This window comes from Pseudomonas sp. PS02303 (assembly GCF_029959925.1).
GTDB lineage: Bacteria > Pseudomonadota > Gammaproteobacteria > Pseudomonadales > Pseudomonadaceae > Aquipseudomonas > Aquipseudomonas mandelii.
The window spans coordinates 1-12453 of the sequence record NZ_JASCOM010000057.1 but is presented as its reverse complement, the minus strand read 5'-3'; the positions used below and the strand labels follow the sequence as shown (position 1 = coordinate 12453).

General features: G+C 60.8%; 10 protein-coding genes. 7 read left to right on the top strand and 3 right to left on the bottom strand.

The window, feature by feature from the left end; translation table 11 throughout:
* Window positions 1–3: 3 nt before the first annotated feature.
* Window positions 4–633, bottom strand: coding sequence for a LysE family translocator (locus QMX98_RS15285; protein WP_138739040.1), 630 nt, complete (start codon window positions 631–633; stop codon window positions 4–6).
* A 145-nt stretch (window positions 634–778) separates the two neighbouring features.
* Between QMX98_RS15285 and QMX98_RS15280 the strand changes: the two genes are divergently transcribed.
* Window positions 779–1252: an Lrp/AsnC family transcriptional regulator gene (locus QMX98_RS15280; RefSeq protein ID WP_010465412.1), complete on the top strand. Its 474-nt coding sequence runs from the start codon at window positions 779–781 to the stop codon at window positions 1250–1252.
* Between the two features lie 70 nt (window positions 1253–1322).
* On the opposite strand, the gene lpdA is transcribed toward QMX98_RS15280, so the two are convergent.
* The gene (gene lpdA / locus QMX98_RS15275) at window positions 1323–2723 is read right to left on the bottom strand and encodes a dihydrolipoyl dehydrogenase (protein WP_282410986.1); all 1401 of its coding nucleotides are present in this window, start codon (window positions 2721–2723) and stop codon (window positions 1323–1325) included.
* A gap of 217 nt (window positions 2724–2940) precedes the next feature.
* On the opposite strand from lpdA, the gene QMX98_RS15270 reads away from it, so the two are divergent.
* The 5 genes from QMX98_RS15270 to cfaB all read left to right on the top strand — a co-directional run bounded on the left by QMX98_RS15270 (window position 2941) and on the right by cfaB (window position 10296).
* Window positions 2941–4899 carry a protease modulator HflK gene (locus QMX98_RS15270; RefSeq protein ID WP_282410997.1) on the top strand — a complete coding sequence of 653 codons (1959 nt, stop codon included), beginning with the start codon at window positions 2941–2943 and terminating at the stop codon, window positions 4897–4899.
* Entirely contained in the window at window positions 4896–5933 is a 1038-nt protein-coding gene (locus QMX98_RS15265; protein WP_010465405.1) for a protease modulator HflC, read from the top strand. Before QMX98_RS15270 ends, QMX98_RS15265 begins: the two co-directional genes overlap by 4 nt.
* Window positions 5930–6988, top strand: a complete 1059-nt coding sequence (locus QMX98_RS15260) for a protease modulator HflK (RefSeq protein ID WP_077748520.1) — start codon at window positions 5930–5932, stop codon at window positions 6986–6988. Before QMX98_RS15265 ends, QMX98_RS15260 begins: the two co-directional genes overlap by 4 nt.
* Window positions 6985–8895 (top strand): cation-translocating P-type ATPase, encoded by a 1911-nt coding sequence (locus QMX98_RS15255; RefSeq protein WP_282410985.1) that lies wholly within the window; start codon window positions 6985–6987, stop codon window positions 8893–8895. Before QMX98_RS15260 ends, QMX98_RS15255 begins: the two co-directional genes overlap by 4 nt.
* Window positions 8896–9111: 216 nt before the next feature.
* Entirely contained in the window at window positions 9112–10296 is a 1185-nt protein-coding gene (cfaB, locus tag QMX98_RS15250; RefSeq protein ID WP_010465400.1) for a C17 cyclopropane fatty acid synthase CfaB, read from the top strand.
* Here the strand turns inward: cfaB and cls are convergent.
* A complete protein-coding gene (cls, locus tag QMX98_RS15245) occupies window positions 10293–11732 on the bottom strand; it encodes a cardiolipin synthase (protein WP_010465398.1) in 1440 nt (479 codons plus the stop codon). The genes cfaB and cls overlap by 4 nt on opposite strands.
* Window positions 11733–11863: 131 nt before the next feature.
* Here cls and QMX98_RS15240 point away from each other — a divergent pair, with 131 nt between their 5' ends.
* Entirely contained in the window at window positions 11864–12385 is a 522-nt protein-coding gene (locus tag QMX98_RS15240) for a DUF3617 domain-containing protein (protein WP_083375417.1), read from the top strand.
* Window positions 12386–12453: the final 68 nt, after the last annotated feature.

The following is a 12453-nucleotide window of genomic DNA, read 5'->3' as shown; positions in this document are numbered from 1 at the left end:
GGCTCATGCCTGTTGAACAAAGGTCAGCCGCACCGCGAAGCCGATCAACAGGCTGCCGAACACCCATTGTTGCAGGCGCTGGGCCGAGGGGCTGCGTTGCAGCCAGCGGCCCAGCGCGGCGCCGGTCAAGGCATAGGCGCTGTCGAACAGCAAACCGACGCCGACCAGCAGCATGCCCAATACCGCAAATTGCGCGAGCACCGGTCCGGCGTGAGGGTTGATGAACTGGGGCAATAACACTGAGCAGAACAGCAACGCCTTGGGGTTGAGCAGGTTGGTCAGCAAGCCGCGCTGGATGGAGGCCCGCCAGCATGGTTTTTCGCCGGTTGCGTCTGCGCCATTCAGGTTCGGCAACATCGTGGTTCGCAGGCACTGAATGCCGATCCACAACAGGTAGGCGGCTCCCGCCAGGCGCACCACGTCGAAGGTCCACGGCGCAGCCTTGAACAGCGCCGCCAGCCCCAGCGCGGCCAGCGCCACATGACATCCACGAGCAATGCCCAGACCCACCGCCGTTGCCAACGCCGCGCCTTTGCCCTGACGGGCGCCGGTTTGCAGCAGCAGAATCATGTCCGGGCCGGGCAACAGATACACCACTGCCAGCGCCATGAAAAACAGCCAGAGTCCTTCCACGTTGCACCCCATTCGTTGTTGATTCGGTAGCGCCAGTCTAGGGTTGAAGGGTGGGGCAGGTGCTTGCGAAGTCAGCTTCTAAATGCTGGGTAATTGGCATAACCTGCCACTTTGTGACGATAAAACCATCAGGATCTGCCAAGCCATGAAGCTGGACGCCTACGACCGCAAGATTCTCGCCGCCCTGCAACGGGACGGGCGCCTGAGCAATGTGCAATTGGCCGACGAGATCGGTTTGTCCGCTTCCCCCTGTTTGCGTCGGGTGCGGATGCTGGAGGAGGCCGGCGTGATTCGCGGCTATCAGGCCAACCTTGATCGTGACGAAGTGGGACTTGGGCTGACGGTGTTTGTCGGGGTCAAGGTTGAGCGCCACAACGATGAGCAGGCCGAAGCCTTTCGCCTGGCCGTCACCGCACTGCCGGAGGTGATTTCGGCATTCCTGGTGTCAGGGGAATCGGATTTTCTGCTGCAAGTGGTGGTGCCGGATCTACGCGGATATGACCGCTTTCTCACCGAGCGCCTGCTGAAATTGCCGGGTGTAAGTGATATCCGCAGCAACTTTGCGATTCACACGGTGAAGACGCCGGGGGCGTTGCCGTTGGGGCATTTGCCGCTTTAGACCGAGCAGGATCGTTCCCACGCGGACGGTTCGACGCCTCGACGTGGGAACGATCATCTGGCAGGCGGGCTCACATCTGCGTCGCCATCCCCTCCACATTCATCGCCGCCTGACGCAACGCCTCGGACCGCGTCGGATGCGGATGGCACGTCAGCGCGATGTCCTCCGCCGAAGCGCTGAACTCCATCGCCACGCAATACTCACCAATCATTTCGCTGACGCTCGGTCCGACCAGGTGCACGCCGAGAATTTCGTCGGTGCGCTCATCGGCCAGCACTTTGGCGAAGCCTTCGGTTTCGTGGTTGATCTTCGCCCGGCTGTTGGCGGTGAAGGGGAATTTGCCGACTTTGTACGCGCGACCTTCTGCCTTGAGCTGCTCTTCAGTCTTGCCGACGCTGGCCAGTTCAGGCTTGGTGTAAATGACATTGGGGATCAAGTCATAGTTGACCTCGCCCGCCTTGCCGACGATTTGCTCGATGCACACCATGCCTTCATCTTCGGCCTTGTGGGCGAGCATCGGCCCGGACGTGACATCGCCGATCACCCACACGCCCGCAGCATCGGTGCGATGGCCCTTGTTCGCGAGCATGCCGCGTTTGTCGGTGGTGAGGCCGACGTTTTCCAGACCCAAACCCTCGGTGTAAGGCCGACGGCCGATGGACACCAGCACGTAATCGGCCTCAATCGTCTCGGCAGTGCCGCCCGCCGCCGGCTCCACGCTGAGCTGAACGCCGTTTGCGGACGGGGTGGCGCTGGTCACTTTCGAGCTCAACTTGAAGCTGATGCCCTGTTTGCTCAGCGAGCGCTGCAGGGTTTTGCCCGCCTCAGCATCCACACCGGGGCAGATCCGGTCGAGAAATTCGATCACGGTCACCTGGGCGCCCAGGCGGCGCCACACTGAACCCAGTTCCAGGCCGATCACGCCGGCGCCGATCACTACCAAGTGCTTCGGCACTTCGGCCAGCGACAGCGCGCCAGTGGAATCGAGGATGCGTTCGTTATCGATCTGGACGCCGGGCAGGGGAGTGGGCTCGGAGCCGGTGGCGATGACGATGTCCTTGGCACTCAGTTCGGTCTTGCCACCTTGGTTGTCGGTCACCGTCACTTTGCCCGGCCCGCCGATGTGGCCCCAACCTTTGATCCAATCGACTTTGTTTTTGCGAAACAGAAATTCGATGCCCTTGGTCAACCCGGTCACGCTTTCATCTTTCTGCTTCATCATCTGGGCGAGGTTGAGAGTGGGTTTGACCTCGATCCCCAGGTTGGCGAATTCCGTTCCCATGGCGGCGTCGTAGAGTTCCGAGGCATGCAGGAGTGCCTTGGAGGGCATGCAGCCGACATTCAGGCAGGTTCCGCCGAGGGTCGCCCGACCTTCCACGCACGCTACTTTCAGGCCCAGTTGGCCCGCGCGGATCGCTGCGTTGTAACCGCCGGGGCCACCGCCCAGTATCACGACGTCATAAGTGCTCATGGATGTACTCCTGGACTGAAAGGGAAATGGGCTGGGTAAACGTAGTCTTTGATTAAAATTATGAGCGTAATATGTGCGTTTACGGCTATTTCGGTCAAGGCTTCAGCGTAGCGACAGGTTGGGCATCTTTAGATAGAGCGATTTAGTACAAAAATTTCACCACTTTCGTTATATCGTAACGAATTGCGATGTGGCCAATGATAAGCACTGGGGTGGTATGCAAGTCGATCTCGAAGTCGATGGAACGCAGGTAGCCGGGCTGCCGCGCTTTCAGCAGGCGGTTTTTCAAGGGCGGCGATTGCGTCAGCTCGCCATCGGCCTGAGTGCCTTGGCGGCGGTCGGGTTGGTGTTGGCGTTTTTTGTCGGGCTGTTTGCGCCGTTGTCGCTGTGGGCCCCGTTGCTGGTGAATCAGAGCGCCGGTTTGCTGGTGCTGATTGCCGGCCTGCAATCGGCATGGTGGGTGACTCAGTGGCGCGCGCAAGCGATGAATCCGCCGCTGCCAGAGGTTGTTTCGGATGAAACCGTTGCCCCCGATGGCTGGTATGAGCGACTGCTGGAGCGGCTCGGTCAGCGCTGGGTGCGCTTGCTCGGGCAGATCGGCGCACCGACCCTATGGCTCGCCGGTTGGGCACTGTTGGCGATCTACAGCATCAGCCAATTCTGGAGCCTCGCGTTGGCGCCCGCAGCGTTGGGATTATCGGCAAGCGTCGGTGCCGTGCTGTCGTTGTTGCTGGCCTTCTGTTTGCTGGTGCTTGAGCGTCAGCTCGCCCAGGAAAACGTCGCCCAATGGCCAGAAGCGGGGCAGTTGGCGCAACTGAGCCGGGTGGCGATCATTTGCCTGGTGCTCAGCGCGTTGTGTTTGTTGTTTGGCAGCGAAACTTCGGTCTGGCCAGTACGCCTTGCCGTGTTGATCGGGTTGCTGCCGGGACTGGTCGCGGCCGAGTTGCTGCTACGCGCCATGTTGTCGTTGTTCAGTCCTCGCCGTGAACACTTTGAACCGACGTTGCTGGCACGAAGTGTTGTCGCCGACATGCTGCGTTGGCCGCCACAACCGTTGCTGGCGTTGCAGCACGAATTGCATAACCGCTTCGGTATCGACTTGCGGCAGATCTGGGCCTTCACCTATATGCGTCGGGCATTTTTGCCGGTGATGGCGGTGGTGGCGATCGTCGGCTGGTCGCTCACCGGCGTCCACGAAATACCCCTGCAAGGGCGGGGCATCTACGAGCGTTTCGGCAAACCCGTAGAAGTGTTTGGTCCGGGGTTGCACGCCGGTTTGCCGTGGCCGCTGGGTCGGGTGTTGAGCGTTGAAAACGGCGTGGTTCACGAGTTGGCAACAAGCGTTGGCGAAACATCGGTGCCGGTCGTCCTGGAGCCTGCAGAAGGCCCGGCGCCGGCGATTGCCAATCGCTTGTGGGACGCCAGCCATGTGAACGATAAATCCCAGGTGATCGCCAGCAGTCGTGCCGACAAGCAGAGCTTTCAGATCGTTAACATGGACGTGCGCTTTGTGTACCGCATTGGTCTGACCGATCAAGCGGCGTTGGCCGCGACGTACAACAGCGCCGATGTACCGACGCTGATTCGCAGCACTGCCAGCCGGATTCTGGTTCACGACTTTGCCTCGCGGACCCTCGACGGTTTGCTTGGCGAGGACAGGGTAGGGCTGGCCGAGGAGATCGGCCGCGCCGTGCAATCTGATCTGCAGAAGCTCGACAGCGGTGTGGAAATTCTCGCCACCGTGGTGGAGGCGATCCATCCGCCGGCCGGTGCAGCCAACGCTTATCACGGCGTTCAGGCGGCGCAGATTGGTGCCCAGGCATTGATCTCGCGTGAGCGCGGGGCAGCAGCGCAAGCGACCAATCAAGCGCAGTTGCAGGCCAGCATCGCTCGCGATCAGGCGAGCGCCAGCGCGCATGAAATCAACTCCGCCGCGCAGGCGGCTGATCTGAAATTCACCGCCGAACAAAAAGCCTATGCCAGTGCCGGCCAAGCGTTCTTGCTGGAGCAGTATTTCAGCCAACTGACCCAGGGTCTGGCCAACGCCAAATTGCTGGTGCTCGATCATCGTCCGGGCGGCACCAGCAATGCACCGACCATCGACCTACGTACCTTCACGCTGCCGGCCGATCCTGCGTCGCCGCGCAACAGCGCTCAGCCAGGAGCTGCCCATTGAGCCAGTCGCACTCTCACGATCATGACGACCACGCCGGCCACGATCACGGACATGGCGGACATCACCACGGTCACCACCATCATCACGGTGATTCACAGGAAGCCGGTCCATTCCCGTGGCGGCGCATGGGGTGGGCGGCGTTGCTCGTGGCATTCGCCATCGCGGCAGCGAGTCTGGTGCAGGTTCGCTCGGGGGAGGCCACGGTGATTACTCGCTTCGGTAATCCGTCGCGGGTGTTGCTGGAGCCGGGTCTCGGCTGGCGCTGGCCGGCACCGTTTGAAGCGGCCATTCCGGTCGACTTACGGCTGCGCACCACCTCCAGCGGTTTGCAGGATGTGGGCACGCGCGACGGATTGCGCATCATTGTTCAGGCCTACGTGGCGTGGCAGGTTCAGGGCGACCCGGACAATGTGCAGCGCTTTATGCGCGCCGTGCAGAATCAGCCGGACGAAGCAGCGCGGCAGATTCGCACGTTTGTGGGGTCGGCACTGGAAACCACCGCGAGCAGTTTCGACCTGGCCAACCTGGTCAACACTGACGCCAATCAGGTGCACATTGCCGACTTCGAAGCGCAGTTGCGTAAACAGATCGATCAGCAGTTGCTGACCACGTATGGCGTTCGCGTGCTGCAAGTGGGTATCGAGCGTTTGACCCTGCCGTCGGTGACGCTCACCGCCACCGTCGATCGCATGCGCGCCGAGCGTGAAACAATTGCCACCGAACGCACCGCCATCGGCAAGCGTGAAGCCGCGCAAATCCGGTCCGCGGCTGAACGAGATGCGCGCATCGTGCAAGCTGATGCGACGGTGAAAGCTGCCGATATTGAAGCCCAATCCCGCGTCGAAGCCGCGCAGATTTACGGCCGTGCCTACGCCGGTTCGCCACAGCTTTACAACTTGCTGCGCTCCCTCGATACATTGGGCACGATCGTCACCCCGGACACCAAGCTGATATTGCGCACTGATGCTGCACCTTTCCGGGTGCTGGTTGACGGTCCACCGACCCTCGATAACAAGTCCGGGTCACAGCCATGAATTTAGTTCCACGTGGAACACATGAGTTAAGCAGCCCCTGGATTCAGGCTGGGCGATTGGCTTTTTTGGCGCTTTACGGCGTGACCGTTCTGGCTGCGTTAGCGTGGGCATTCTCCAATGTGCGGCAGATTGATCCTCAGAATCGGGCGGTGGTCCTGCACTTCGGCGCGCTGGATCGCATCCAGAATGCCGGTTTGCTATTGGCCTGGCCGCGCCCGTTTGAGCAAGTGATTTTGTTGCCGGCAGCTGATCGGGTGATCGAACGTCGGGTGGAGAATCTGCTTCGTAGCGATGCTGCGTTGCAGGCCGATCGGGTGGCGTCTTTCGCGACACCGCTGAGCGATACGCTCGCTGGATCGGGCTATTTGCTGACCGGTGACGCGGGCGTGGTGCAGCTGGATGTGCGGGTTTTCTACAAGGTCACCGAACCTTATGCCTTCGTGCTTCAAGGTGAACATGTTTTGCCGGCACTCGATCGGCTAGTCACCCGCAGCGCCGTTGCCCTGACGGCCGCGCGAGACCTGGACACCATTTTGGTGGCGCGGCCGGAACTGATCGGTAGCGACAATCAGGCGGCAGAACGTCGCGAACGTCTGCGCGGTGATTTGGTGCAGGGCATCAATCAGCGTCTGGCCGAGCTGACCGCGACAGGACAGGGGCTGGGTATCGAAGTGGCGCGAGTCGACGTGCAATCGAGTCTGCCCGGCCCAGCGGTGAACGCTTTCAATGCGGTGCTGACCGCCAGCCAGCAAGCGGACAAAACCGTCGCCAATGCGCGCACCGAGGCCGAGAAACTGACCCAGACCGCCAATGAACAAGGCGACCGGACACTGCAAGTCGCCCACGCCCAGGCGAGCGAACGGCTGGCCAAAGCTTCGGCTGATACGGCCACGGTGTTGAGCCTGGCCCACGCGCAACAACAGGGCACTGACCCGCAAATGTTGCTGCGTATCTACCGCGAGCGGATGCCGAAGATTCTCGGCCAGGCCGGCTCAGTAACGACGGTCAATCCGAAAGATGATTCCCGCCTGATCATTCAGGGAGCAGCGCAATGACCACCCCAACCGCCGCCGCACCCAGCCTGTTGTCCTCGGCTGAACAACGCAGCGCTGCACGCCAATTGACCTTGGCCATGCTTGCCCTTGGCCTGCTCAGCCTCGGGTTGATCTGGCGCTGGCTGTCACCGGAGCAGACGGGCGTCAGTCAATTGCTGTTGGGTTTTGCATCGTTGCTGGTGGCCGTGCCAGTGATGCGTTCGGCGTGGTACAGCCTGCGATATCCGAGCTTGCACGGGATCACCGATCAGCTGATTGCCCTCGCCATGCTCGGTGCCTGGGCGACGGGTGATCTGCTGACTGCTGCGTTGTTGCCGATCATCATGATCTTCGGCCACGTGCTGGAAGAGCGCAGCGTGATCGGTTCCCAGGAAGCGATTCGTGCGCTCGGCAAACTGACCCGCAGTCACGCTCGCAAGGTTCAGGCTGACGGAGCCATCGTCGAAGTCGACAACGGCACCCTTAAAACCGGCGACATTGTCGAGGTACGTGCGGGCGACCGAGTGCCGGCCGATGGTCGGGTGTTGTCCGGTCAGGCAAGCCTCGACACGGCATCGATCACCGGTGAGTCGGTGCCGATCGAGGCGGGTGTCGGCATGCAGGTCTTTGGCGGCGCGATCAATCTCGACGGTTTGCTGCGCCTCGAAGTGACACGCACCGGCAACGAATCGACCCTCGGTAAAGTCATCGCCCTGATGCAAAGCGCCGAGCGTTCGAAGCCGCCGATCACCCGTTTGCTTGAGCGTTACGCTGGCAGTTACATGGTGCTGGTATTGCTGTTGGCCGCGGTGACCTGGTTTGTCACCAATGATGCCCAGGCGATGCTCGCGGTGCTGGTGGCGGCGTGTCCTTGCGCGTTGGTGTTATCGGCGCCGGCCACGGCGATTGCCGGCGTGGCGGTGGCGGCGCGGCACGGGATTCTGATTCGCAGCTCGGCGTTCCTGGAAGAGTTGGCGGACCTCACGTCGCTGGTGGTCGACAAGACCGGAACCCTGACGTTTGGCACCTTGCGCTTGCAGTCCATCGACAGCCCGCTGGAGGACCGCAGTCACGTGCTTAAACTCGCTGCGAGCCTCGGCTCGGCCAGCAGTCATCCGGTGAGCCGTGCGCTCGCCGGGTTGGTCACTCAGGAACATTTTCTGCTGCTGTCGGACATCCACGAGCGCCAGGGCCTGGGCGTGGTCGCGATGACGGAGCAGGGCGAAGCAGCGCTCGGCCGTCCAGAGCTATTCGCGCAACTGGGCATCGCCACTTCGGCGGTTCCCGAACACGATGGCCCGATTGCCGGTCTGGCACTCAACGGTGAGTTCCTGGCCTGGCTGTTGCTGGCAGACAGCGTCAAACCTGAGGCGCGTTTTGCCTTGAGTGAATTACGTGAACTGGGTTTGGGTCGCCAGTTGTTACTTACGGGCGATCGGCAAAGCGTCGCACATACACTGGCACGGGATGTCGGCATCAGTGACGTTGAAGCGCAGGCACTGCCTGAGGACAAACTCAACCGGGTGCTGACGGAAATCGGCAACGGCTTCCGGCCGATGGTGGTGGGAGATGGCATCAACGATTCGCTGGCACTCAAGGCCGGCGTCGTGGGGGTGGCCATGGGCGCGGGTGGCGCGGACATCGCGCTGGCGTCGGCGGACATTGTGTTGATCGGCAGCGACCTGCGCCGTCTCGGCACCTGTGTCCGGTTGAGTCGCCAATGTCGGCAGACCTTGCAGGTCAACGTGATCATCGGTCTGGGCTGGACCCTGGCGATTGTCGCGTTTGCGGCATTCGGCTGGCTCGGTGCTGCGGGGGCGATGATTGCAGCGTTGCTGCATAACCTCAGTACGTTGTTGGTGCTCGGTAATGCAGGGCGTCTGCTGCGCTTTCAGGAGCCTTTGCTGAAAATTAAAGACGAGGCTTGAACGCTTCTAAACCAGGGCTATGAGGGCAAAACCGAGTTTTTAGAACTGTGCATCAAATTTGTAGTCATCTAGGGTAAGGACCATCTGCTTTTGTGGACGCACGACGGCTGGTTTAAGCGCCGCGAGTTATAGAAAAACGCTATTAAATCGATAGCCAGCTATTTTTCTAGGATGGTCTACCCTCACATCAGACGTCTGAAACAAGGGGGACTTTCCATGCTCGCGCAACTTCCACCGGCCTTACAGAATCTGCAGTTACCGCTACGCCTGCGACTCTGGGACGGCCATGAATTCAACCTGGGGCCGACGCCCAGCGTCACTATTGTGGTCAAGGACCCACAAATGGTTACCCAGTTCACTCATCCCAGCCTGGACGCGCTCGGAGCGGCGTTTGTCGAAGGCAAGCTGGAACTCGAAGGCTCCATCAGCGACGTGATCCGCGTTTGTGATGAATGGAGTCAGGCGTTGTTGAGCGAGGACGACGACAGTCAGCCTGTGCGCACGTTCCACGACAAGGAAACCGACGCGAAGGCGATTTCCTACCACTACGACCTTTCCAATGCGTTTTATCAGCTGTGGCTCGACAGCGACATGGCGTATTCCTGCGCCTATTTCGAGACCGGCAGCGAAACGCTGGAGCAAGCCCAGCAAGCCAAGTTCCGCCACCTGTGCCGCAAGCTACGTCTGCAACCGGGTGAATACCTGCTGGATGTCGGTTGCGGTTGGGGAGGGCTGGCCCGTTTCGCGGCCCGCGAGTTTGGCGCGAAAGTGTTCGGGATTACCCTGAGTAAAGAGCAACTGGCCCTGGCCCGTGAAAGAGTGACCGCCGAAGGCCTGGACGATCTGGTTGAACTGCAACTGCTCGATTACCGCGATCTGCCTCAGGACGGGCGCTTCGATAAGGTGGTCAGCGTCGGCATGTTCGAACACGTCGGCCACGCCAACCTGGCCGAGTACTGCAAGACCTTGTTCGGCGCAGTGAAAGAGGGCGGCCTGGTAATGAACCACGGGATCACCGCCAAGCACACGGATGGCCGACCTGTAGGGCGCGGTGCCGGGGATTTCATCGAGAAATATGTGTTCCCCAACGGCGAGTTGCCGCACCTGTCGATGATCTCCGCCGAGATCAGCGAAGCCGGGCTGGAGATTGTCGATGTCGAGAGCCTGCGCCTGCACTACGCGCGCACCCTGGACCATTGGAGCGAACGCCTGGAGGACAATCTGGAAGCGGCTTCAAAACTGGTTCCGGAACAGGCGCTACGGATCTGGCGATTGTACCTGGCGGGATGCGCTTACGCGTTCGCCAGAGGCTGGATCAACCTGCACCAGATCCTCGCGGTGAAAGCCCACGCCGATGGCAGCCATGAACTGCCTTGGACGCGAGACGACATCTACCTTTAGAGAATCGGTGAAATAAGCCGGGCGATCCGCATGCCGACCTGTTGCAGGCGGCGGGTCTCCCGGCTTTCTTCTTTGGCGATCTCGTGGGCCTGGGCGAAGTCATCATTGAGCATCTGTTCCACCTCGGCGGCAAACGCGCTGTCGACGGTCAGTAACATCACTTCGAAATTGAGCCGGAATGAGCGGTTATCCAGGTTGGCGCTGCCTATGGCGCTGATTTCACTGTCGATCAACACCACCTTCTGATGCAGGAAACCCGGCGCGTACCGAAACACGCGCACGCCTGCGCGCACGGCTTCGAAAGCATAAAGGCTTGAGGCCGCGTAAACGATTCGGTGGTCCGGTCGTGAGGGCAGAAGCAGCCGCACATCCACGCCTCGAAGAGCGGCCAGTCTCAACGCAGCGAACACGGCTTCGTCGGGGATGAAGTAGGGGCTGGTGATCCACACCCTTTCTGTTGCCGCATGGATGGCTTCGACGAAGAACAATGAACAGGTTTCGTAGGAATCGGCCGGGCCGCTGGCGAGTAATTGGCAGAGCACACCGTCGTCCGGATACACGTCCGGCAGGATCAGTGGTGGCAATGATCGCGCCGCCCAGAACCAGTCTTCGGCAAACGATTCCTGCATGCAGGCCACCACCGGCCCGCATACCCGCACGTGGGTATCGCGCCAGGGCGCCAGCGGCGGTTTCTCGCCCATGTATTCGTCGCCAACGTTATGCCCGCCGACGAAGCCCAGAATCCCGTCGACCACGACGATCTTGCGGTGATTGCGGAAGTTGACCTGGAAGCGGTTAAGCCAGCCGCTGCGGGTGGCGAAGGCTTTGACCTCTACGCCGGCATCGCGCAACGGCTGCACGTAACTGTGGGGCAGGGAATGGCTGCCGATGCGGTCGTACAGCAAGTGTATGGCCACGCCTTCTGCGGCTTTCTTCAGCAGCAGGGTTTGCAGGCGCTGGCCGAGGCGGTCGTCGTGGATGATGAAGAATTGAATCAGCACCGCTTCCTTCGCGTTGTCGATGGCTTCGAAAATTGCGTCGAAGGTGGCTTGGCCGTTGATCAGCAAGCGCACTTCGTTGTTCGCCAGGCACGGCATGCGCCCCAGTTTCGGCATCGCCCGCAGGGACGCGTAGGCGTTGGAGGCGCGTGCGGTCAGCGCCTCTTCTACCCAGGGGCGCCAGTTGAGCTCTGAGATCGCCTTGCGCATTTCCTCGTTGGCCTGGCGCCGCGCCTTGATGTAGCCATCGAAGGTGCTGCGGCCAAAGACCAGATACGGAATAAGCGTGAGGTAAGGCATGAAGATCAACGACAGGGCCCAGGCGATAGCGCCCTGGGCGGTCCGGACGGTGAGTACGGCGTGGATGGCTGCGATCAGGCCCAGCGTATGAAGCAGTGCAATCATGTAGCCGAAAATGTGCGGTCCAAAGTAATCCATGGGGCAGCCTTGCTCCTGAAGATTCAATGCTTAACAGACCATGTTCCGTGCAGAATGTCGCTATTTAATTGGCCCATGAACTGAAGCCTGTGGCTGACGTCTAACGGCCACTACTGATCAGGAGTTACTCGATGAACGTTCGTCTGCTGGGTTTGGCCGTGGCTTTAGGTTTAGCAGTTCCCCTGGCCGCTCAGGCGCAGATGCTGCAGCCAGGTTTGTGGGAGTTGACCACGAGCAACATGAAGGTCGATGACCAGAACCTGCCGGACTTGCAGCTGATCCTCGGCCAGTTGCAGGGCCAGATGACTCCGCAACAGCGTGCGCAGCTGGAGAAGCAGGGCATCACCATGGGCGGAAAGGGGATTCGGGCGTGCCTGACGCCGGAGCAAGTGAAGTCAGACAATATCCCGCTGACGGACCCGCAATCGGGCTGCAAACAGGAAATCACTGACCGCAGCGGTAATCAGTGGAAATTCCGTTTCAGCTGTCCGAAAGCGCAGGGCGCGGGAGTCGCCACTTTCCTCAGTGATCGTGAGTTCACCACCAAGGTCAACGGCACGTTCAATGCGACCGGCCTTCAGCAGAAGGGTAGCCTCGATACTCGCGCCGTGTGGTTGGGTCAGGATTGCGGGGCGGTCAAGCCGAGGGCTTAAAAGCTTCGCGGGCAAGCCTCGCTCCTACAGGGTCGATGCAGATCCTGTGGGAGCAAGGCTTTGCCGCG